At 68.7% G+C, this 21,862-nt stretch carries 19 protein-coding genes; 5 read left to right on the plus strand and 14 right to left on the minus strand.

Features of this window, described 5'->3' with window-relative positions:
• Nucleotides 1-16 precede the first annotated feature (16 nt).
• Both A5691_RS21680 and A5691_RS21685 read right to left on the minus strand, forming a co-directional pair.
• On the minus strand, nt 17-2,284 hold the full coding sequence (locus A5691_RS21680; RefSeq protein ID WP_068017081.1) for an alpha/beta hydrolase-fold protein: 2,268 nt from the start codon (nt 2,282-2,284) through the stop codon (nt 17-19).
• Between the two features lie 35 nt (nt 2,285-2,319).
• Complete coding sequence (locus A5691_RS21685) at nt 2,320-3,447, minus strand: Xaa-Pro peptidase family protein (RefSeq protein WP_068017084.1); 1,128 nt, start codon at nt 3,445-3,447, stop codon at nt 2,320-2,322.
• 102 nt (nt 3,448-3,549) lie between these two features.
• Between A5691_RS21685 and A5691_RS21690 the strand changes: the two genes are divergently transcribed.
• A complete protein-coding gene (locus A5691_RS21690; protein WP_067755004.1) occupies nt 3,550-4,530 on the plus strand; it encodes a 5'-3' exonuclease in 981 nt (326 codons plus the stop codon).
• A 4-nt stretch (nt 4,531-4,534) separates the two neighbouring features.
• On the opposite strand, the gene A5691_RS21695 is transcribed toward A5691_RS21690, so the two are convergent.
• The 11 genes from A5691_RS21695 to dop all read right to left on the minus strand — a co-directional run bounded on the left by A5691_RS21695 (nt 4,535) and on the right by dop (nt 16,679).
• Complete coding sequence (locus A5691_RS21695; RefSeq protein ID WP_067755000.1) at nt 4,535-5,275, minus strand: DUF4333 domain-containing protein; 741 nt, start codon at nt 5,273-5,275, stop codon at nt 4,535-4,537.
• Nucleotides 5,276-5,356: 81 nt separating this feature from the next.
• Nucleotides 5,357-8,161, minus strand: a complete 2,805-nt coding sequence (locus A5691_RS21700; RefSeq protein WP_068017108.1) for an RNA helicase — start codon at nt 8,159-8,161, stop codon at nt 5,357-5,359.
• Nucleotides 8,151-9,119, minus strand: a complete 969-nt coding sequence (tatC, locus tag A5691_RS21705) for a twin-arginine translocase subunit TatC (protein WP_156675627.1) — start codon at nt 9,117-9,119, stop codon at nt 8,151-8,153. The genes A5691_RS21700 and tatC overlap by 11 nt, the downstream gene beginning before the upstream one ends.
• 45 nt (nt 9,120-9,164) lie before the next feature.
• Nucleotides 9,165-9,452 carry a Sec-independent protein translocase subunit TatA gene (gene tatA / locus A5691_RS21710; protein WP_067754997.1) on the minus strand — a complete coding sequence of 96 codons (288 nt, stop codon included), beginning with the start codon at nt 9,450-9,452 and terminating at the stop codon, nt 9,165-9,167.
• 72 nt (nt 9,453-9,524) lie between these two features.
• Nucleotides 9,525-10,496, minus strand: a complete 972-nt coding sequence (locus tag A5691_RS21715) for a YafY family protein (RefSeq protein WP_068017087.1) — start codon at nt 10,494-10,496, stop codon at nt 9,525-9,527.
• Nucleotides 10,493-11,488: a YafY family protein gene (locus A5691_RS21720; protein WP_068017090.1), complete on the minus strand. Its 996-nt coding sequence runs from the start codon at nt 11,486-11,488 to the stop codon at nt 10,493-10,495. The genes A5691_RS21715 and A5691_RS21720 overlap by 4 nt, the downstream gene beginning before the upstream one ends.
• A 188-nt stretch (nt 11,489-11,676) precedes the next feature.
• Nucleotides 11,677-13,035, minus strand: coding sequence for a Pup--protein ligase (gene pafA / locus A5691_RS21725; RefSeq protein WP_156675628.1), 1,359 nt, complete (start codon nt 13,033-13,035; stop codon nt 11,677-11,679).
• A 179-nt stretch (nt 13,036-13,214) separates the two neighbouring features.
• On the minus strand, nt 13,215-13,988 hold the full coding sequence (gene prcA / locus A5691_RS21730; protein WP_067753797.1) for a proteasome subunit alpha: 774 nt from the start codon (nt 13,986-13,988) through the stop codon (nt 13,215-13,217).
• Nucleotides 13,985-14,863: a proteasome subunit beta gene (gene prcB / locus A5691_RS21735; protein WP_067753800.1), complete on the minus strand. Its 879-nt coding sequence runs from the start codon at nt 14,861-14,863 to the stop codon at nt 13,985-13,987. Before prcB ends, prcA begins: the two co-directional genes overlap by 4 nt.
• Nucleotides 14,860-15,054 carry a ubiquitin-like protein Pup gene (locus A5691_RS21740; RefSeq protein WP_067753803.1) on the minus strand — a complete coding sequence of 65 codons (195 nt, stop codon included), beginning with the start codon at nt 15,052-15,054 and terminating at the stop codon, nt 14,860-14,862. The genes prcB and A5691_RS21740 overlap by 4 nt, the downstream gene beginning before the upstream one ends.
• A gap of 116 nt (nt 15,055-15,170) precedes the next feature.
• On the minus strand, nt 15,171-16,679 hold the full coding sequence (gene dop / locus A5691_RS21745; RefSeq protein ID WP_067887532.1) for a pup deamidase/depupylase: 1,509 nt from the start codon (nt 16,677-16,679) through the stop codon (nt 15,171-15,173).
• A 171-nt stretch (nt 16,680-16,850) separates the two neighbouring features.
• Here dop and A5691_RS21750 point away from each other — a divergent pair, with 171 nt between their 5' ends.
• Entirely contained in the window at nt 16,851-18,041 is a 1,191-nt protein-coding gene (locus A5691_RS21750) for a hypothetical protein (protein WP_082950448.1), read from the plus strand.
• A gap of 9 nt (nt 18,042-18,050) precedes the next feature.
• Nucleotides 18,051-18,695 carry a hypothetical protein gene (locus A5691_RS21755; protein ID WP_067753819.1) on the plus strand — a complete coding sequence of 215 codons (645 nt, stop codon included), beginning with the start codon at nt 18,051-18,053 and terminating at the stop codon, nt 18,693-18,695.
• An 87-nt stretch (nt 18,696-18,782) separates the two neighbouring features.
• Here A5691_RS21755 and arc read toward each other — a convergent pair whose 3' ends face one another.
• A complete protein-coding gene (gene arc / locus A5691_RS21760) occupies nt 18,783-20,612 on the minus strand; it encodes a proteasome ATPase (protein WP_068017111.1) in 1,830 nt (609 codons plus the stop codon).
• Between the two features lie 310 nt (nt 20,613-20,922).
• On the opposite strand from arc, the gene A5691_RS21765 reads away from it, so the two are divergent.
• The gene (locus A5691_RS21765; RefSeq protein ID WP_067783726.1) at nt 20,923-21,558 is read left to right on the plus strand and encodes a hypothetical protein; all 636 of its coding nucleotides are present in this window, start codon (nt 20,923-20,925) and stop codon (nt 21,556-21,558) included.
• Between the two features lie 8 nt (nt 21,559-21,566).
• Complete coding sequence (locus A5691_RS21770) at nt 21,567-21,860, plus strand: DUF503 domain-containing protein (protein ID WP_067783723.1); 294 nt, start codon at nt 21,567-21,569, stop codon at nt 21,858-21,860.
• Nucleotides 21,861-21,862 lie beyond the last annotated feature (2 nt).

The following is a 21,862-nucleotide window of genomic DNA, read 5'->3' on the forward strand; positions in this document are numbered from 1 at the left end:
TCTGCAAAGCCGCAACTCATTTATCAACAGCCCGCGCGGCCAGCGTGATGCGGTGCCGTCCCACCGGCACCGCCACGGTCGGTTCGGCCGGTTGGCCGTCGAGGTGAACGCTGACCCCGGCGGGCAGGCCGCTCAGCGTGATCCGCGCGGCGGTATCGGTGGCCATCATGATGGTCGACGCCGGCAACGTGGCCAGGCCAGCGCGCCGCACATCCACCGTGATTGCGGCGACGCCAGTGAGCCGCAGCGTGAGATACGGCAGCGGACTCACGGGCGGGCCTACCCGCCAGTCCAATTCGCTGTACACGCCCGGGGTCGGGTCGAAGTTCAGCACGAACCCGCGATGGTGCCGAACGGTGTGTGTCGGGTCAGGGCGCGCATACGAACGCGCGTCGACTTCGGCGATGGCCCCGCGCCGCGCCGTCACCGCAGGGTCCGCGGCCAGGCCGGACAACCACCAGACCCGATGCGGCCCGATGCCCAGGTCGTCGCGCACCAATTGCGGGTGCCAGGCGAACGTGATGTGCCCCGGATCGGCCTGGCGCAGGCCGGTTTCCATGTGGGCGATCGGGTCTTCGAACTTGTCCTGCAACACCCAGGCGAGGTGATCCTCGAGCGGATACACCGTGAAGCGATGTCGGTAGCCCAGCCGATCGAGTTCGAGGGCCTGCTCGGCGGCCGACGGGAACGGCACCAGCTCGTCGACCAACCCGTGCGCGATCACATAGGGCAGCCAGCGTGCGTTGACCAGCAGCTTCCACGTGTCGCCCTCGCGGGCACAGGGCGAGTCCGGGTCGAGGTCGGCCGGGATGTCGACGTCGGGAAGTAGCCGCACCCCGCACGTCGGCGGCCCCGCGAGCACCACCGCCTGCGAAAACACCTGCGGGTAGGTCAATCCCAGCTTGTAAGCCGCGTAGCCGCCCATCGAGTAGCCGGAGATCACCGTGCGATTGGGATCGGTGCCCAGTTGTTCGGCGACGCGCGCCCACACTTCCCAGACATCCAGTTCTCCGGTGTCGAAGTACCACGTCGACGGGCCACGGGCCAGCGGCGTGATCACCACCGAGTCGCGCCCCTCGCACACCTCGTGCAGCAGGCGGGGGTCGATCGCGGCGAATTGGCTCTGCCCCAGCGCCAGCGAATGCAGCAGCAGGGTCAACGGCAGCATCCGTCCGGGCTTGAAAGTCGAAGGCAGGCACACCGAATACGGCTGCACCCGACCGAGGAATTGCGGCTTGGTGCTCAAGATGTCGTCGGCGGCCCACCCTTGTTCCAAGCCCTGACCCAGCTCGATCGAGGACACGTACCACCGGGTCGACGGCCCGGTGATCACCGGCTCGGGCTCGGTCTCGCCGGCTGCCAACCGATCCCAGTCCACGGTCAGGGCGAACTTCGACACGTCGCCATGGGTCAGCGCGTCGGCCTGGGCGGCGTCCGACCAGAAGTTCAGGTGCGGCGCCTCCTGCTCGGTGGTGCGGAAGGCCACGTTGTAGACGTTGGGTTGCCCGGGCAGCGCGCCGTGCTCGGCCGGCACGTCGGCGAACCCGTCGCCCGCCGCGTTGGCCAACCCCGCTGCCAGCCGCACCGTCCAGCTTCCGGCCGGCTCGAGCAGGGTCCGCGGCAGCTGCGCGAGGAACGATCGGGACCCCATGTCGACGCTGTGTTGCACGGGCGTCGTGGACTGGGTGGTGAGGTCGATCAGCGCGGCTCCGCTACCGGAAACCAGCAGGGCCATGTCGATTCCGGGCGAGCGCACCCCGGCCCCCGCGGGCCACTGCTCCGGCGCGCTGCGGGCGGGACCGGTGTCGAAAGTGAACAGGGCGATGGGGACCGACGCGTCCACCAGTGTGTTCCAGTCGATCCGCCACCACGTGTGGGTCGCGGTGAGCCCGACCGCCACCCGGAAAATGTCGGCGCCGTTGCGGGCCGCCGGGCCGTCGGGATAGATGTAGGTGCCGCGCGGCGGCGCCTGCACTTTCAGGTCACCGATCGGCAGGCCGGTCGCCCCGTGGTCGTCGTACAGAAAGTCGGTCCAGAACAGGGCACCGCCGGCCAACCGGCCCGCGCCGCACGTGCGCGGAAACTCTTCCCCGAACGGCCATCCCGACGGCACCGGTAGTTGCGGCTCTGGGCGCAGCGCCGCCGGCGGCACCCCCTCGGGCATGCCGTCGACCACGACGAGCTCAGCTGCTGGTGCCGGTGCCGTCGCGGCGGGATGGACCAGCGTGTCGGCGATGTGGCGTGCGATGCGGATCGGGAGGAGAGTCAAATCCAGAAGTGACATCAAGCCCCAACGTACGCGCCGGTGCGCCTCGGCTGCTACGGCACCGGCACCACGATGAGCTCGTGCGGCCGGTTGTTGACGGGCAGGGCGCCGTCTTCGGTCACGACGACGATGTCCTCGATGCGGGCGCCCCACCGGCCCGGAAAATAGATCCCGGGCTCGATCGAGAAGGCCATGCCCGCGGCCAGCGGCAGGTTGTTGCCCGCGACGATGTAGGGCTCCTCGTGCACCGATAACCCGATGCCGTGGCCGGTGCGGTGCACGAACACCTCCCCGAGTCCGGCGGCAGCAAGCACATCGCGCGCCGCCGCGTCGACCTGTTCGGCCGTCACGCCCGGGCGCACCGCATCCACGGCCGCCAGTTGTGCCCGATGCAGCACCGAATAATGTTGTGCTACTTCAGGATTTGGCTCACCGATGCTGTAGGTGCGGGTCGAGTCGGAATGATAACCCGGCTCGTAGGCGCCGCCGATATCGACGACGACGATGTCACCCACCTGCAGTTCGCGGTCCGAGTAGCCATGGTGGGGGTCCGCGCCGTGCGGACCGGAGCCGACGATGATGAACGCCACCTCCGAATGGCCCTCGGCGACAATCGCTTCCGCGATGTCGGCGGCCACGTCGGCCTCGGTGCGGCCGGGGACCAGAAACTCCGGCACCCTAGCGTGCACGCGGTCGATGGCCGCGCCGGCTTTGCGCAGCGCATCGATCTCGCATTCCTCCTTGACCATCCGCAGCGTCCGCATCACGCCGGTGGCCAGGATCGGCAATACCCCCAGGACACCGGCCAGCGGCAGCAGGTGCAGCGCCGGCATGGAGTCGGTGACGGCGGTCGCGGCGGGAGCACCCCCCAACGCGGCGCCCACCAATTGGTAGGGGTCGTCCCCGTCGACCCAATCCCGCACCGCCAGACCCAGTTCCGCGATCGCCGACCCCTTGAGCGACGCCAGCTCCAGCCGCGGCACCACTACCGTCGGGTCCCCGGACGCCGGCAGCACCAGCGCGGTGAACCGCTCGAGCGTCTGGGCGCGCGACCCCACCAGGTAGCGCAGGTCGTACCCGGGAGTGATCACCAGGCCGGACAACCCCGCGTCGGCGGTCGCGGCGGCCGCCGCCGCCAGCCGGTGGGCATACACCCCGGTGTCGAACCGATGAGATTCCATGGCAGCCAGGCTAACCGGTCCGACGAACGCCGACTTGGTGCGCCGATTACGTTGGGTGGTCGACGAGAAGCCGACGCCCGGCAGCGTGAGACGATAACCCGCATGCCATCGGCCCCACGTACGACCGGCGAACCGCCGCTATTGCTGCTCGACGGGGCCAGCATGTGGTTCCGGTCGTATTTCGGGGTGCCGTCGTCGATCACCTCCCCCGACGGCCGGCCGGTCAACGCCGTCCGCGGATTCATCGACTCGATGGCCGTCGTGATCAGCCAGCAGCGTCCCAGCCGGCTGGTGGTCTGCCTGGACCTGGATTGGCGGCCGCAATTCCGGGTGGACCTCGTCCCGTCCTACAAGGCGCATCGAGTCGCGGAAGCCGAGCCCGAGGGCGAACCCGACGTCGAGGAGGTCCCCGACGATCTGACGCCGCAGATCGACATGATCATGGAGTTGCTGGACGCCTTCGGCATCCCGACGGCAGGCGCCGAAGGTTTCGAGGCCGACGATGTGCTCGGCACGCTGGCCGCCCGCGAACGCCACGACCCCGTGGTGGTGGTCAGCGGCGACCGCGACCTGCTGCAGGTGGTGTCCGACGATCCGGTGCCCGTCCGAGTCCTCTACCTGGGCCGGGGGCTGACCAAGGCCACCCTGTTCGGTCCGGCGGAGGTCGCCGAACACTACGGCGTGCCCGAACACCGGGCCGGCGCCGCCTACGCCGAGTTCGCGCTGATGCGCGGCGATCCCTCCGATGGCCTGCCGGGCGTCCCGGGTGTCGGGGAGAAGACGGCCGCGACCCTGCTGGCCCAGCACGGCTCGCTCGAACAGATCCTGGCGGCCGCCCACGATCCGAAATCGAAGATGGCCAAGGGTCTGCGCTCGAAACTGCTGGGCGCGACGGACTACATCGACGCCGCGGAACAAGTGGTCCGGGTGGCCACCGACGCACCCGTCAGCCTGTCGACCCCGACCGACGCCCTGCCGCTGGCGGCCGACGACCCGCACCGCACCGCGGAGCTGGCGACCCGACTGGGCGTCGGGTCGTCGATAGGGCGGTTGCAGAAAGCGCTCGACGCGCTGCCGGACTGACCGACTACTGCGGGCGGCCCACTTCGTAGGTGCCCTTGTTGTCCTGGAAGGTCACCGTCACGTGCTTGGGGGCTCCGTCGATGCTGACGTCGCAGTCGAACGTGGCGCCCTTTTTGACGGTCGGGTTCTGGCCGTGGTTGCACTTGACGTTTTGGACGTTCTTGGCGCCGTAACCGTTGGTTTCGTCGGAAAGGACCTGCTGCACACCCGCCTGCGCCTTATTCACGTCCAGCTTGGTGGTGACGAAGAACCCGGGCTGCCAGAAGCCGAGCACCAGCACGACGGCGATGAGCAGGAAGGCGATCACCCCGCCCACGCCGGCGATCACGGCGACCGACCGCTTCTTGGGCGGCTGCTGCTCATATGGCGCGTACTGCTGCGGGTACTGGCCCGGCTGCCCGTACTGCCCGGGCTGGCCATACTGGCCGGGCTGGCCATACTGGCCCGGCTGCCCGTACTGACCCGGCTGGCCGTACTGACCCGGCTGGCCGTACTGGCCGGGCTGCGCGTACTGGCCGGGCTGCGCGTAGCCGGGCTGCTGGGGGTATTGCTGCGGATACGCCTGTTCGGCCGGCTGCTGGTACTGCGGGTACTCGGCGGGCGGCGTGTATGCCGGGGCCTGCCACGTCGCCTCCTGGCCCGGCTGCTGCTGCCACGGCGAACCGACCTGGGTCGGTTCGGACGACTGATCGCTACCTTGGCCGGGCGGTTGCCACTGCTGCTCCGGTCCCTGCGGTCCGCTCATCGTCTCTCCTCAGCCCCTTAGTGTCTTGGCACGCACTCTCGGCGTTGTGATTGATTGGATCTACGGTAGCTTCGGCACAGCCTACCCGGCGTCAACAGCGACGACGCCGCGCCGAACGTCATTGATGGCGCGCTTGGCCGTGGCCCGCAACTCGGGATCGGGGGCGGCGTTGCGGACCTGGTCCAACAGATCCAGCACCTGGCGGCACCAGCGGACGAAATCACCCGCCAGCAGCGGCGAGCCGGCGCCGGCCGGGTCGACGGCCGCCAGGGCCGCGGCCAGGTCACCGGTCTTGGCCCAGCGATAGATGACGTTGACGAAGCCGTCGTCGGGTTCCCGGCTCGGCGCGATCCGATGGGTCTGCTCGTCGGAGCGCAACGCGTACGACAGCCGCGACGTTTGCTGCAACGCCTGTCGCACCCGCTGAGTGGGCGCCTCGGCGGCGAACGCCGCGCGCGGGCCTTCACCACCGCGGCTCTCGTACAGGACCGCCGAGACCACCGCCGCCAACTCGGGCGGTTTCAGATCGGCCCACGCGCCGGTCCGCAGGCACTCGGCGACCAGCAGATCGCTCTCGCTGTAGATGCGGGCCAGCAGCCGGCCGTCGTCGGTGACGTGGGGATCGGTCTCCGGGCCCTGGATGAAGCCGCGCTCGGTGAGCAGGCCGACGATCCGGTCGAAGGTCCGCGCCAGCGAATTGGTCGCGGCGGCAACCTTTTTCTCCAGCTGCGCGTTGTCCCGTTCGATGCGCAGATACCGCTCGGCCTGCCGGACTCGCGACTCCAGCCCGGCGCTGTTGTGCGACGGGTGCCGGCGCAGCTCCTCCCGCAACGAGGCCAGCTCCGGGTCGTGGAACGCCCCGTCGTGGTCGCCACGGCCGCCGCGGCGCCTGGCCGGAACGGCCAGCCCGGCCGCCGCCGACCGCAGCGCTGACGCCAGGTCACGCCGGACCCGCGGCTGGCGGTGCTCGACCCGCTTGGGCAATGGCATCGAGCCGACCGGAGCCGACGCGCCCGAGTAGTCGGCCGTGGAAATCCTTCCCGCCCAGCGGTTTTCCGTGAGCACCAACGGGCGCGGGTCATCGCCGTCGCGGGCCGATTCCAGCACCACCGCCAGCCCGCCGCGCCTGCCATGGGTGATGTTGATGATGTCGCCGCGCCGCAGTGCGGCCAGGGCGTCGCTGGCCGCCTGACGGCGCTGCAGACGCGACGCGCGGGACTGCGCGCGCTCCATCTCCGAAATGCGAGCGCGCAGCCGCGCGTAGTCGAGGATCGGGGCCTGCGGGCCGCCCAGCTCGGCGGCGATCTCGGCGAGCATCGCGTTGCCGCGCTCGATTCCGCGGACCAGGCCGACGACGGAGCGGTCGGCCTGATACTGGGCGAACGACTGCTCCAGCAGCCGGTGCGCCTGCTCGGGCCCCATCTGCTGCACCAGGTTGATCGTCATGTTGTACGACGGGGCGAACGAGCTGCGCAGCGGGAAGGTGCGGGTGGAGGCGAGGCCCGCCACGGCGGACGGCTCGGTGTTCTCGTCCGTGGGATTCCACAGGACCACCGCGTGACCCTCGACGTCGATGCCGCGCCGCCCGGCGCGGCCCGTCAGCTGCGTGTACTCCCCCGGTGTCAGCGGCATGTGCTGCTCGCCGTTGAACTTGACCAGCCGCTCGAGCACCACCGTGCGGGCGGGCATGTTGATGCCGAGCGCCAGCGTCTCGGTCGCAAACACCGCCTTGACCAGACCGGCGGTGAACAGCTCCTCGACGGTGTGCCGGAACACCGGCAGCATCCCGGCGTGGTGGGCCGCCAGGCCGCGCAGCAGCCCCTCCCGCCACTCGTAGTAACCGAGCACCGCCAGGTCGGCGTCGGCGAGATCGCCGCAGCGGTGGTCGATCACCTCGGCGACCTGCGCCCGTTCCTCCTCGGTGGTCAACCGGAGCGGCGAGCGCAGACACTGCTGGACGGCGGCGTCGCAGCCGGCTCGAGAGAACACGAACGTGATCGCCGGCAGCAGCCCCTCGGAGTCCAGCGTCGCGATCACGTCCGCCCGCCCCGGTGGCCGGTAGAACCGCGGCCGGCCGGGCGCGCCGCGTCCACCGCGCCCGCGCCGCGGCTGCCAGTCCGACATCCGGTCGGCCTCCCGGCGATGCGCGATGTGGCGCACCAGGTCCGGGCTGACGCGCGCCTCGTGGCCGGCGACCGGCTGCCCGCCGGCTTCCGAGCTGCGGTAGTCGAAAAGGTCGAAGAGCCGCTTGCCCACCAACACGTGCTGCCACAACGGCACCGGCCGGTGCTCGTCGACCACCACGGTGGTATCGCCCCGCACCGTCTGGATCCAGCCGCCGAATTCCTCGGCGTTGCTCACCGTCGCCGACAGGCTGACCACCCGCACCTCGTCGGGCAGGTGCAGGATCACTTCCTCCCACACCGGGCCGCGCATCCGGTCGGCCAGGAAATGCACCTCATCCATCACGACGTAGGAAAGCCCTTGCAGCGCAGGCGAATCGGCGTAAAGCATGTTGCGCAGCACCTCGGTGGTCATCACCACCACGGGGGCGTCGGCGTTCACCGACATATCACCGGTCAGCAGGCCGATCCGGTCGCGGCCGTAGCGCGCGATCAGATCGGTGTGCTTCTGGTTGCTCAGCGCCTTGAGTGGCGTGGTGTAGAAGCACTTGCCGCCGGCGGCCAGCGCCAGGTGCACGGCGAACTCCCCCACCACCGTCTTGCCGGCGCCGGTCGGGGCGCACACCAGCACGCCGTGGCCTCGTTCCAGCGCCGCGCATGCGCGCTGCTGGAAACCGTCGAGCGCGAAGGGCAATTCGGCGGTGAACCGGGTCAGCTCGACGAGCTCCGTTGCGTCCTTCGGCACCGACGGTTTAGGTGACATCGTCATGCTGGCCGGCGGTGAACGACGGCTCCCGCGCCGGCTCGTGTATCGGTGCGGGCGCCTCGATGACCGAGGCCTCGTCGTCCGGGATCGCGGTCTGCGCTTCGCGCTTTGCCTTCCGCCTGTCATGCAGGCGGGCGATCTGGATGGCGAACTCCAGCAGCACCGACAGCGCCACGCCCAACGCGGTCATCGAGAACGGATCGGACCCGGGCGTGAAAACCGCGGCGAACACGAACATCCCGAAGATCAGGCCGCGCCGCCAGGACTTGAGCCGCTCGTAGGTCAGCACGCCCGTCATGTTGAGCATCACGATGAGCAACGGGAACTCGAAGCTGACCCCGAACACCACCAGCAGGTTGATCAGAAACCCGAAGTACCGGTCCCCGGACAGCGCGGTCACCTGCACGTCGCTGCCGACCGTCAGCAGGAAGCCCAGCGCTTTGGACAGCACGAAGTAGGCCAGGATCGCGCCCGTGACGAACAGCGCCGCCGCGGGGATCACGAATCCGACCGCGAAGCGGCGCTCCTTTTGGTACAGCCCCGGCGTGATGAACGCCCAGAGTTCGTAGAACCACACCGGGCAGGCCAGCACGACCCCGGCGGTCAGCCCGACCTTGAGCCGCAACATGAACTGGTCGAACGGCGCCGTGGCCAGCAGCCGGCATTGACCGTCGGCGCTGATGCTGGCGCGCGCCGACTGAGGCAGGGAACAGTACGGGTGGCGCAGCCACTCGCCGAGGCTTTCCAGCCCGAAGATCGAGTGCGAATACCAGAAGAACCCGAAGATCGTGGTGATCAAGATGGCGGCCAGCGACAGCAGCAACCGGGTGCGCAGCTCGGTCAGGTGATCGACGAGCGACATCGTCGCGTCGGGGTTGGTGCGGCTGCGCCTGTTACGCGGATTGAGACGCTTCAGCACGCCGGCAGTGCGCGCTGAAACCTTGAAAACTTTCACGACGCTCGTTCAGTAGCGCTCGGGCCCCGCGACGATGACGGCGGGCTACGCCGGGCGTGCTTCGGTGTGCCCCTGCTCGGCCGCCGGAGCGTCGACACGCTGCGACTGCACGGGAGTGGGGTTCGCCGCGGAGGGGGCGCTGTTGGTCGCGCTGTTGGTCTCCAAAGCCGACGACTCCGCTTTGTTCTCGGTCTGCATTTCGCGCAGCTCAGACTTGAAGATGCGCATCGACTTGCCCAGCGAACGTGCTGCATCGGGGAGCTTCTTGGCACCGAAGAGCAGGATCACCACCACGGCGAGGATCGCCCAGTGCCACGGACTAAGACTGCCCACTTTGATTACCTCCAGACGTCTACCCGATGCTACCGCAGCGCGGCGATACACCGGACCGCCCGCGCCGTGGCCTCAGGGGGCAAGCGCCCGGTAGGACTCGAGGGCCGCCGCCGCCGCATCCCGGACACGTACCGCCAGCGACTCCGGTTCAAGCACCCGCACGGCCGACCCGAAGCCCAGCACGAGGCGGGTCATCCAGTCCTCGGAGGCGTAGGTCATCACCGCCTCGCAGGACCCGTCCGGCAGCTCCCGCACGTCGCGCATCGGGTAGTACTCGAACATCCACGACGCCGACGGCGCGATCCGCAGCCTGGCCGACGGCAGCGACGGGTCGCCGTCGAACAGGGAGGTGTCCGGCGGCGCCTGTAGCGCCAGTTCGGGCGGGGCCGCCGGCTCGTCCAACTCGGTGGCGTCGACGATGCGGTCGAAGCGGAACAGCCGCACCCCTTCGGCCTCGCGTGACCAGGCCTCCAGGTAGCTGTGGCCGCCGATCAGCAGCACGCGGATGGGGTCGACGATCCGGCTGGTCAGGGTGTCGTGCGACGCGGAGTAATAGTCGATGGCCAGCGCGTGTTTGGACTGCACCGCGGTGCGCACCGCGGCCGCGGCGTGGCTCTCCGCGGGTGCCTGCTCGTCGACCGCTGCCGCCGACCCGGTGGCGTCCTGCCCGACGGCACCCGCCGCGGCCTCGATCTTGGCGATCGCGCTGCGCGCCGCCTCCGGATCCACGACGCCCGGAATGTCGGCGAGCGCGCGCAGGGCCACGAGCAGACCGGTGGCCTCGGGCGAGGTGAGTTTGAGGGGCCGGTCGATGCCCGCGGAGAAGGTGACCTCGATGGTGTCGCCGGCGAATTGGAAGTCGATCAGGTCTCCCGGGTAGTAGCCGGGCAGCCCGCACATCCAGAGCTGGTTGAGGTCCTCTTCCAGCTGCTTGGCGGACACCCCGAGGTCGGCGGCGGCCTTGGCGCGGGTGACCCGCGGGTTGGCCTGGAAGTACGGCACCATGTTGAGCAGCCGGACCAGGCGTGTGGATATGGCGGTCACGACGGCCCCCCGCCGTCCAGGTGGGAGCCAAGCCGCGCCAGGACGTCGTCGCGCAGCTGCTGCGGTTCGAGCACGACCGCGTCGGCCCCATAGCCGGCGATGTCGCCCGCCAGCCGGTCGCTGGACCCGATGTCCAGTTCGATCACCTCCCCGTCGCGGCCGCCCAGTTGCCGCGCGCCGGTGGACCGCCCAGCGCGCCGCAGCGCGGTGGCCCGCCCGTCGGCGACCCATACCCGCGCCTGCCCACCGGTCGGCGTCTCGGCGATCGTCCGGGCCACGATATGGCGCAAATCCACATCCGCGGGCACCACCACCGCCCCGGCCGGGCCGATCGGCCGGACCTCGGCGCCGATCCGCGACAGCCGGAAGGTCCGGGTGGCGTCGCGGTCGCGATCATGACCCACCAGGTACCAGCGGCCCTTCTGGGTGACGACGCCCCACGGCTCCACGGTGCGCACGCTGTACGGCTCGGCGCGCGAGGGCCGGTGCGGGAACTGCACCGCCTGCCGGGAATCGATGGCCGACAGCAGGATTCCGAGAACCTCTTCCGAACCGCGCAGCCCGGGCACCCCGGCCGGTGAGGCGATCGCCACCGGCGCATCGGGGTCGACGTCCACGCCCGCGGCGCGCAGCTTGAGCAGCGCACCCTGGGTGGCGGTGATCAATTCGGGCGACTCCCACAATTGGGTCGCGACGGCTACCGCGGCCGCCTCGTCGGGAGTCAGCTCGACCGCCGGCAGCGCGTAGGCGTCCCGGTTGATCCGGTACCCCTCGGTGGGCTCCATGGCCGACGCCCTGCCCACCTCGAGCGGGATGCCCAGGTCGCGCAGCTCGTTCTTGTCCCGCTCGAACATGCGGGAGAAGGCCTCGGCGCTCGGGCTGTCCGCGTAACCGGCCACGCTGGACCTGATCTTCTCCGCGCTGATGTAGCCGCGGGTGGACAGCAGGGCGATGACGAGATTGACCAACCGCTCGACTTTCGAGGTCGCCATTCGCACCAGGTTATAACCGTCGCCCGTGGTGCGCCTGCACCGGCCTGCGAGTCGCAGTTTTCACAATTGGCACATCAGTCACTAGTTCGCCGGGACCACCGGCTCGACGGATTTGATAGCGCCCGCGATATCAGTCGTGGCGCGCATCGGTGGGTACGAGCGACGGGTGTGGCAGCTGTGACCAGAAACTACATGCTGGCGATCAGCCGCTTGACCCGCTCGTCGACCGCCCGGAAGGGGTCCTTGCACAACACGGTCCGCTGGGCCTGGTCGTTGAGCTTGAGGTGCACCCAGTCGACGGTGAAGTCGCGGCCCGCAGCCTGAGCGGCGCTGATGAATTCGCCGCGCAGCCGCGCCCGGGTGGTCTGCGGCGGGTGGTCGACGGCCTCCGCTATCTCCTCGTCGGTGGTGACGCGCGCCGCCAGGCCCTTGCGCTGCAGCAGGTCGAACACGCCGCGCCCACGCTTGATGTCGTGATAGGCCAGGTCCAGCTGGGCGATCTTGGGGTCGGACAGCTCCATGCTGTAGCGGTCCTGGTAGCGCTGGAACAGCTTGCGCTTGATCACCCAGTCGATCTCGGTGTCCACCTTGGCGAAGTCCTGGCTCTCGACGGCGTCTAGCTGACGCCCCCACAGGTCGACGACCTGCTCGATCTGGGCGTTGGGCTCGCGGGTCTGCAGGTGTTCGACGGCGCGGCTGTAGTACTCGCGCTGGATGTCCAGGGCGCTGGCCTGCCGGCCGCCGGCCAGCCGCACGGGCCGCCGCCCGGTGATGTCGTGGCTGACCTCGCGGATGGCGCGGATCGGGTTGTCCAGCGAGAAGTCACGGAAGGGGACGCCGGCCTCGATCATCTCCAGCACCAGCGCGGCGGTGCCCACCTTGAGCATGGTGGTGGTCTCGCACATGTTGGAGTCGCCGACGATCACGTGCAGCCGCCGGTACTTCTCGGCGTCAGCGTGCGGCTCGTCTCGGGTGTTGATGATCGGACGGCTGCGGGTGGTAGCCGAGGAGACGCCCTCCCAGATGTGCTCGGCGCGTTGCGACAGGCAGAACGTCGCCGCCTTCGGGGTCTGCAGCACCTTGCCGGCCCCGCAGATCAGCTGGCGCGTGACCAGGAACGGCAGCAGCACATCGGAGATCCGGGAGAACTCGCCGGCCCGCACGATCAGGTAGTTCTCGTGGCAGCCATACGAGTTGCCCGCCGAGTCGGTGTTGTTCTTGAACAGGTAGATGTCGCCACCGATGCCCTCGTCGGCCAGCCGCTGCTCGGCGTCGATCAGCAGGTCTTCCAGCACCCATTCGCCGGCCCGGTCGTGGGTGACCAGCTGCACCAGGCTGTCGCACTCGGCCGTCGCGTACTCGGGGTGGCTGCCCACGTCGAGGTACAGGCGGGCGCCGTTGCGAAGAAAAACGTTCGAGCTGCGCCCCCACGACACGACGCGCCGGAACAGGTATCGGGCGACCTCGTCCGGCGACAGCCGGCGATGGCCGTGGAACGTGCAGGTGACACCGAACTCGGTCTCGATGCCCATAATTCGTCGCTGCACGTAATCGAGCGTACTGGTTGTCTGACCGGGACGGTGCGGAAGCCGCGCCTACGGATCCGGACGAGTTTCGCGAAGCCCGCCAGGGCACCGCCTGGGGACCGCAACGGGACGTCGACAACTCGGACACCCGCGGGCGCGGTGTTCAGCCCGTAGCGAACACCGCACGCGGCGGGCCCGAGTCAGCCGGCGGCGTCGCCGTTGGATTCCGGCGCTTCGCCGTTGGTTTCCGACTGCCTCGAATCGCCCTCTTGCAGCAGACCTTCCAACGTGGCCCGGTTGATGCGCCGGAACGCCCGGCGTGGCCGGTTGACGTCCAGGATGGCGACCTCCAGGCTGCCCACGTCCGGGGAGGGCTGGTCCCCGCCTGAACCGTCGGTGCTGCCGGCCCGCAGCGCCTTCACGGCGATTTTGGTCGCCTCGCGCAAGTCGGCGTTCTCCGCGTAGGACTCCTTGAGCGCGGTCGTGATCGGCTCGGTGGTGCCGCCCATCACCACGAAGTGCGGCTCGTCGGCGATCGACCCGTCGTAGGTGATGCGATACAGCTCAGGCGGTTTCGTCTCGCCGTAGTGCGCCACCTCGGCGACGCACAATTCCACCTCGTACGGCTTAGCCTGCTCGGTGAAAATGGTGCCCAGGGTCTGCGCGTAGACGTTGGCCAGCTGGCGTCCCGTGACGTCGCGGCGGTCGTAGGCGTAGCCCCGGGTGTCGGCGAACTGGATTCCGCCGCGGCGCAGGTTGTCGAATTCGTTGAACTTGCCGGCGGCCGCGAAGCCGACGCGATCGTAGAGCTCACTGATCTTCTGCAGGGACCGCGACGGGTTCTCCGCCACGAACAGCACACCACCGGCGTAGACCAGCGCCACCACGCTCTTGCCGCGCGCGATGCCTTTGCGCGCGAGCTCGCTGCGCTCGCGCATCGCCTGCTCGGGCGATATGAAATACGGGAAGCTCACTTCTCACCACCGTCGGGGCCGAAAGTGTCTGCGCGTGAGCGGCTTTCGATCACCTCGCGGGCGAGCTCGGCGATCCGGCTCTCGGGCACCTCGGCCGCCCCCTCGGCGCCGATGGTGACCGCCGTCGGGTAGATGCCCCGAACCAAGTCAGGCCCGCCGGTGGCGGAGTCGTCATCGGCGGCGTCGTAGAGCGCCTCGACGGCCACCCGCACCGCCGAATCGGCATCGACGACCCGCGAATACAACTTCTTTATGGAGGACTTGGCGAAGATCGAGCCCGACCCCACCGACTGATAACCCTCTTCCTCCAGGTTCCAGCCGCCGGCGGCGTCGAACGAGACGATCCGGCCGGCGCCTTCGGGGTCGGGCGCGTCGATGTCGTACCCCGCCAGCAGCGGCAGAGCCACCAGGCCCTGCATCGCCGCGGCCAGGTTTCCGCGCACCATGATCGCCAGTCGGTTCACCTTGCCGGCAAACGTGAGCGGCACGCCTTCGAGCTTCTCGTAGTGCTCGAGTTCGACGGCGTAGAGGCGGGCGAACTCCACGGCGATGGCCGCGGTGCCCGCGATGCCGGTCGCCGTGTAGTCGTCGGTCACATAGACCTTTTTCACGTCGCGCCCGGCGATCATGTTGCCCTGGGTCGAGCGACGGTCCCCGGCGATGACGACGCCACCGGGAAACTTCAGGGCGACGATGGTGGTGCCGTGCGGCAGCTGCGAGCCCACCCCATCGGCGTGGGCACCGCCACCGAGGCTCGCCGGCAGCAGCTCCGGCGCTTGGCGGCGCAGGAAGTCAGCAAACGACGACAGGTCTACGGCGGGGGTTCCCGGGAATGCGGAGTTAGTGGACAGGCGATCGGAGAAGGGCCAGGTCACTGTCCGCCCTTTTGGACGTATGCCCGGACGAAATCTTCGGCGTTCTCTTCGAGCACGTCGTCGATCTCGTCGAGCAGATCGTCGGTGTCCTCGGCTAGCTTCTCGCGGCGCTCCTGGCCCGCGGCCGTGCTGTCGGCGAGATCGTCGTCGTCGCCACCACCACCGCCACGCTTGGTCTGCTCTTGAGCCATCGCCGGCCTCCTGCTTCATCTGAACTTGTTCAGCGGCTCGCTTGCCTTTTAAGCCACACTGCTCGCTGGTATCTCTACCCTACCGGTCAACCCCGACGTTCCCCGGTTTAACCGGCTTAGCTGGTGAGTTGTTCGACCAGTTCGGCGGCGCTATCCACCGAGTCCAGCAGCGCCCCGACGTGCGCCTTGCTGCCCCGCAGCGGCTCCAGCGTCGGTATGCGCACCAACGAGTCACCGCCGAGGTCGAAGATGACCGAGTCCCAGCTGGCCGCGGCGATGTCGGCACCGAACCTGCGCAGGCACTCACCGCGGAAGTACGCGCGCGTGTCGGTCGGCGGGTTGTCCACCGCCTCCAGCACCTGGTGCTCGGTGACCAACCGCTTCATCGAGCCGCGGGCGACGAGCCGGTTGTACAGGCCCTTGTCCAGCCGGACGTCGGAATATTGCAGGTCGACGAGGTGCAGCCTTGGCGCCGACCAGCTCAGGTTCTCTCGCTGACGGAAACCCTCGAGCAGGCGCAGCTTGGCGGGCCAGTCGAGCAGCTCGGCGCACTCCATCGGGTCCCGCTCGAGTTGGTCGAGCACCTGCGCCCAGGTCTCCACGATGTCGGCCGCGCGGGGATCGGGGTCGCGGCTGTCGACGAGCTTCGCCACCCGATCCAGGTAAATCCGTTGCAACGCAAGGCCGGTCAATTCCCGCCCGTCGGCAAGGGCCACGGCGACCCGCAGCGACGGATCGCGGCTGATCGCATGGACCGCGTGCACCGGCCGGGCCAGCACCAGGTCGCTCAGGTCGATCCCGTGTTCCGGGCCGACCTCGATCAAGTCCAGCACCAGCGCCGTCGTGCCCAGCTTGAGGTAGGTCGACGTCTCGGCGAGGTTGGCGTCGCCGATGATGACGTGCAGCCGGCGGTATCGGTCCGCGTCGGCGTGCGGTTCGTCGCGGGTGTTGATGATGCCGCGCTTGAGGGTGGTCTCGAGGCCGACCTCGACCTCGATGTAATCGGAGCGCTGGGACAGCTGGAAGCCGGGCTCGTCGCCGGAGGGCCCGATGCCGACCCGGCCGGAGCCGGTCACCACCTGGCGGGATACCAGGAAAGGGGTCAGTCCCGCGATGATCGACGAAAACGGTGTCTGCCGCGACATCAGGTAGTTCTCGTGCGACCCGTAGGAGGCGCCCTTGCCGTCGACGTTGTTCTTGTAGAGCTGCAGCTTGGCGGCCCCGGGCACGCTGGCGACGTGCCTGGCGGCGGCCTCCATGACGCGTTCGCCGGCCTTGTCCCAGATCACCGCGTCCAGCGGGTCGGTGCACTCGGGCGCCGAGTATTCGGGGTGGGCGTGGTCGACGTAGAGCCGCGCGCCGTTGGTCAGGATCATGTTGGCCGCGCCGACTTCGTCGGCGTCGACCACTGGAGGCGGGCCCGCCGAGCGGCTCAGATCAAAACCGCGGGCGTCCCGCAACGGTGATTCCACCTCGTAGTCCCAGCGGGTGCGTTTGGCGCGCTGAATGCCGGCGGCGGCGGCATAGGCCAGCACCGCCTGGGTCGAAGTGAGGATCGGGTTGGCCGTCGGGTCCGACGGCGATGAAATGCCGTACTCGACCTCCGTCCCGATAATCCGTTGCATGGCCTAAGCGTAGGCCCGCCGACGATGCGCCCCGCGCGGCGGGGCGTTGAGAAGGCGGGCAATCGGGCTAGGCCCGCCGACGATGCGCCCCGCGCGGCGGGGCGTTGAGAAGGCGGCCCTAGTCGCTCAACGACCAGCGCGAGCGGGGCGCCCGTCGTAGGGTGAGCCGCCATGGACCTAAGTCTGCGCCGCGCCCCGCGCCGCCGCGGTCCGGTGAACGGCGCGGCTGAAAGCTGGTTCCTAGCGCGGGGTTTGCCGTCCGTACTGACGAGGCGCGCCCGGTGGCGCCGGCTCTGGCCGCGCGCGGCGCCGGTGCTCGCGGCGTACGCGGCGCTGCAGGCCTGCATCCTGCTGGTGTATCTGATCACCGGCGGCCACGACGTCGAAATCACCGGCACACCAACGACTTCGGAGCTGCTCGTGCTCGTCGTCGTCGGCCTCAGCCTCCCGCTGATGGCGGTCGTCGGCTGGCTGGTGTCGCGATCGCGCAACGGGCGGGCGCGCGCGACGATAGCGACGGCGTCGGTCGTGGTGGTGGTGTCCGTCGGCGTGGCGACGGGAGACGCTGCGCAGCTGCCGCAGCAGGCCGCCGTCATCGCCGTCGTGCTGATCCTGACCGGCTTCGGCGTCGGTTCGGTGGTCGGCTGGGCGGTCCGCATGATGCTGTCGCACTTCACCATGGTCGGCGCGCTGGCGGTCCGGGCGTTGCCGGTCGTGCTGCTGACGGCGTTGGTCTTCTTCAACACCTACGTCTGGCTGATGGCCGCCACGATCAGCGGGAACCGGCTCGGGCTGGCGATGGCGTTCCTGGTCTCCATCGCGGCGGCGTTCGTCATCTCGGCCACGGTGGAGCGGGTGCGACCGACGCTGAAGTCGGCGGCGGCCTTGCCCGGAGACGCCGAGCACCTCGCGGGCACGCCGTTCGCGACCATGCCGGACGCCCCGGACAGCACGCCGTTGAGGAAGAGCGAACGCCTCAACGTGGTGTTCGTTCTGGCCGCGTCCCAGCTGGCACAGATCCTGGTGGTGGCGGTGGTCACGGCCACCATCTATTTGATTCTCGGCCTGATCGTGCTGAGCCCGGAACTGCTCAACGAATGGACCCACACCTACAAGAGCACCGCGACGGTGTTGGGCTTCACGCTGCCGGTCCCGGACTCGCTGGTGCACATGAGCCTTTTCCTGGGCGCGCTGACCTTCATGTACATCAGCGCCCGCGCGGCCGGCGACGCCGAGTATCGGTCCACCTTCCTGGATCCGCTGATCGGTGACCTGCATGCCACGCTGATCGCCCGCAACCGCTACCGCGGCGCCGTCGCGCCGACCGCGGGTGCTGTTGACGACACCGACCGTAGTGACTAACTTCACCGTGTGTCCGCCCCCGAGTCCGACCGTGCCGTCGGCAAACACGCGCTCGACCTGGCAGGAAAACGCTACGGCGAAGTGCTCCTGGTAACCGCCGGCGAAGCCGGCCCGCAGGCAACGGTTTACAACAGCTTCCCGCTCAACGACTGTCCCGCCGAGCTGTGGTCCGCGCTCGACCCGCACGCCATCGCCGCCGAAAACGGCGTGGCCGCAGCCCTGCTCAACGGTCCGCGGTACTGGCTGATGAACGCCATCGAAAAGGAAGCCCAGGGTCCTCAGATCACGAAGACTTTCGGCGGTATCGAGATGATTCAGCAGGCCACGGTGCTGCTCTCTTCGATGAATCCGGCGCCCTACATCCCGAACAAGGTCAACCGGCACACGGTCTTCGTCTTCAACGCCGGTGAACAGGTCTACGAGCTGATCGACCCCCAAGGGCAGCACTGGGTGATGCAGACCTTGAGCCAGGTCGCCGACCCCAACCTGTCGCAAGCGGACCTGCCGGGGCTCGCCGAGCGGCTCGACCTGCCGGCGGGGTGGAGCTACCAACCGCGCGTGCTCACCGACGAACTGCGCGTCGACACGCGGACCCGGGCGGCCCAGGTGCTGCAGGACAACCTGACCAACAGCTATTCGCTGGTGACCGACTGACGGCTGCCACGCACATCCCTCGCGGCGTGTCGTGCGCGCGGTTTTGAGTGTCGCGGCGCCGCGACCCGAACCCTGAGCAAGCGCGCCCTACAGGTACTGGCCCAGGTTGGATTCGGTGTCGATGGCCCGCGATGCGCTCGAGCTCTTGCCGGTGACCAGGGTGCGGATGTAGACGATCCGCTCGCCCTTCTTGCCCGAAATCCGCGCCCAGTCATCGGGGTTGGTGGTGTTGGGCAGGTCCTCGTTCTCGGCGAATTCGTCGACGATCGAGTCGAGCAGGTGCTGGATGCGCAGACCCGGTTGCCCGGTCTCCAGCACCGACTTGATCGCGTTCTTCTTCGCCCGGTCGACGACGTTCTGGATCATCGCCCCGGAGTTGAAGTCCTTGAAGTACATGACTTCCTTGTCACCGTTGGCGTAGGTGACCTCCAGGAACCGGTTGTCGTCGATCTCGGCGTACATCCGCTCGACGACCTTTTCGATCATCGCGTGGATGCAGGCCGACCGGTCGCCCCCGAACTCGGCGAGGTCGTCGGCGTGCACCGGCAGGGTCTCGACCAGGTACTTCGAGAAGATGTCTTGCGCCGCTTCGGCATCCGGACGCTCGATCTTGATCTTCACGTCCAGACGGCCGGGCCGCAGGATCGCGGGGTCGATCATGTCCTCGCGGTTGGAGGCGCCGATCACGATGACGTTCTCCAGACCCTCGACGCCGTCGATCTCGCTCAGCAGCTGCGGGACGACGGTGGTCTCGACGTCCGACGAGACGCCGGTACCACGGGTGCGGAAGATCGAGTCCATCTCGTCGAAGAACACGATCACGGGCGTTCCCTCGGACGCCTTCTCCCGGGCCCGCTGGAAGATCAGCCGGATGTGGCGCTCGGTCTCGCCGACGAACTTGTTCAGCAGCTCGGGGCCCTTGATGTTGAGGAAGTAGGACTTCGCCTCGCGCGCGTCGTCGCCACGGACCTCGGCCATCTTCTTGGCCAACGAATTCGCCACCGCCTTCGCGATCAGCGTCTTCCCGCAACCGGGCGGGCCGTACAGCAGCACACCCTTGGGCGGGCGCAGCGCGTACTCCCGATACAGCTCCTTGTGCAGGAACGGCAGCTCCACGGCGTCGCGGATCTGCTCGATCTGGCGCGTCAGACCACCGATGTCGGAGTAGCTGACGTCGGGCACCTCTTCCAGCACCAGGTCTTCGACCTCGGCCTTGGGAATGCGCTCGAACGCGTAGCCGGCCTTGGTGTCCACCAGCAACGAGTCGCCAGGCCGCAACTTGCGCGGCCTGGTGTCGTCGTTGAGCGCGTCGGGATGCCCTTCCGGCAGGTCCTCGGCCACCAGCGGCTCGGCGAGCCACACGATGCGTTCTTCGTCGGCATGACCGACAACCAACGCCCGGTGCCCGTCGGCCAGCAGTTCGCGCAACGTGGAGATCTCGCCGACCGATTCGTAGGTGCCGGCCTCTACGACCGTCAGCGCCTCGTTGAGGCGGACCGTCTGGCCCTTCCGCAGCGACCCGACGTCGATGTTGGGCGAGCACGTCAGCCGCATCTTGCGGCCCGAGGTGAACACGTCGACTGTGTCGTCCTCGTGTGCGCCCAGCAACACGCCGTAGCCACTCGGCGGCTGCCCGAGCCGGTCGACTTCCTCACGCAACGCGAGTAGTTGCTGGCGCGCCTCTTTGAGCGTCTCCATCAACTTCGAGTTGCGGGCCGCAAGTGAGTCGATCCGGGCTTCGAGCTGATGCACATCACGCGCAGAGCGGGCGCCGCCTTGCGCCCCCGCTGCATGCTCGAGTTGCTCGCGCAGCAACGCTGCCTCGCGGCGTAATTCTTCCAATTCGGCAGCATCGCCGCTGGACATGCCTGACTCGCGGGGGGTACCGAATGATTCAGAACGCTCTGAGCCACCCATGTTGCGCTCCTTTCCCACACCGAATTGGCGCGGTGGATACTTCAAAGCTACCGGCGATTGACCAATGATGTGCGGAGTCAAATACCCACGAAAAGTTAAGATTTTCGTCTCGCTGGTAATCTCGGCCACTAATCTCGCTGATCGAAAGGGCCGCCGTGACCGCAAAAAGCCTCGCCACAGGCTTTACCGGCACCGCCGACGTCGGCGTGGCGACCGCGAGTGTGAGTTCAGTTGCACCCGTTGGCCCGACCGCGCGGCGGGCGCCCACTTCGGGAAGCGCCCCGACCCCCCGACCGGCCTGATCGACTGGATGCGCCGACACCTGTCCGCAGCAGTGAGCGCCGTCACCGTCTTGGCGGCGGTCGGGATTTCGGGATGTTCGTCGCATCAGCAACCCCGCATCGCCTCCTCCATGCCCGCGGCGGCCCCCGCCACGTCGAGCACGGTTGTCGTACCTCCGACTACCCCGCTGCCGACGCCTGAAGCCCTTACCGACATCTTGACCCGGCTCGCCGACCCGAACGTACCCGGTATCAACAAGGTGACTTTGGTCGAAGGCGCCACCCCCGAGAGCGCGGACACGTTGGACAAGTTCACCAACGCGTTGCGCGACAACGGCTACCTGCCGATGACCTTCGTCGCGCACGACATCGCCTGGTCCGACAAGACCCCCGGCAACGTGGTGGCCAACATCGACGTCAACACCGCCCAGCGGCCCAACGCCAGCTTCCACTTCCCGATGGAATTCACGCCGTTCCAAGGCGGTTGGCAGTTATCTCGGCGAACCGCCGAAATGCTGTTGGCACTGGGCAAGTCACCCGCGACACCGCCGCCCAACCCGGCACCGCCTCCCGAGCCTGCCCCTGCGCCCGCACCTGCGCCGCAACCCGCCCCGGCTCCCGCGCCGCCGCCCGAGCCCGGCCCGACGCCGAGCCCACCCGGTTGACCCGCGGCATGTGGATCGGCTGGCTCGAGTTCGACGTGCTGCTCGGCGATGTCCGGTCGCTCAAACAGAAGCGGTCGGTGATCCGCCCCGTCGTCGCCGAGCTGCAACGCAAGTTCAGCGTGTCGGCGGCCGAGACGGGTTCGCACGAGCTGTATCGGCGCGCCGGCATCGGCGTGGCCACGGTGTCCGGCGACCGAAGCCATGCCGTCGACGTCCTCGATGCGGCCGAACGGCTGGTGGCCGGGCACCCCGAGTTCGAGCTGCTGTCGGTGCGACGGGGCCTGCAGCGCAGCGACGATTGAGG

Source organism: Mycobacterium sp. E183, from assembly GCF_001667735.1.
Taxonomy (GTDB): Bacteria; Actinomycetota; Actinomycetes; order Mycobacteriales; family Mycobacteriaceae; genus Mycobacterium.

What these genes read in the sequence shown, in the direction of transcription:
- A5691_RS21680 (WP_068017081.1), bottom strand. Translation starts at nt 2,284, where the DNA reads ATGTCACTTCTGGATTTGACTCTCCTCCCGATCCGCATCGCACGCCAC.
- A5691_RS21685 (WP_068017084.1), bottom strand. Translation starts at nt 3,447, where the DNA reads ATGGAATCTCATCGGTTCGACACCGGGGTGTATGCCCACCGGCTGGCG.
- A5691_RS21690 (WP_067755004.1), top strand. Translation starts at nt 3,550, where the DNA reads ATGCCATCGGCCCCACGTACGACCGGCGAACCGCCGCTATTGCTGCTC.
- A5691_RS21695 (WP_067755000.1), bottom strand. Translation starts at nt 5,275, where the DNA reads ATGAGCGGACCGCAGGGACCGGAGCAGCAGTGGCAACCGCCCGGCCAA.
- A5691_RS21700 (WP_068017108.1), bottom strand. Translation starts at nt 8,161, where the DNA reads ATGTCACCTAAACCGTCGGTGCCGAAGGACGCAACGGAGCTCGTCGAG.
- A5691_RS21720 (WP_068017090.1), bottom strand. Translation starts at nt 11,488, where the DNA reads ATGGCGACCTCGAAAGTCGAGCGGTTGGTCAATCTCGTCATCGCCCTG.
- A5691_RS21740 (WP_067753803.1), bottom strand. Translation starts at nt 15,054, where the DNA reads ATGGCTCAAGAGCAGACCAAGCGTGGCGGTGGTGGTGGCGACGACGAC.
- dop (WP_067887532.1), bottom strand. Translation starts at nt 16,679, where the DNA reads ATGCAACGGATTATCGGGACGGAGGTCGAGTACGGCATTTCATCGCCG.
- A5691_RS21750 (WP_082950448.1), top strand. Translation starts at nt 16,851, where the DNA reads ATGGACCTAAGTCTGCGCCGCGCCCCGCGCCGCCGCGGTCCGGTGAAC.
- arc (WP_068017111.1), bottom strand. Translation starts at nt 20,612, where the DNA reads ATGGGTGGCTCAGAGCGTTCTGAATCATTCGGTACCCCCCGCGAGTCA.
- A5691_RS21765 (WP_067783726.1), top strand. Translation starts at nt 20,923, where the DNA reads ATGCGCCGACACCTGTCCGCAGCAGTGAGCGCCGTCACCGTCTTGGCG.
- A5691_RS21770 (WP_067783723.1), top strand. Translation starts at nt 21,567, where the DNA reads ATGTGGATCGGCTGGCTCGAGTTCGACGTGCTGCTCGGCGATGTCCGG.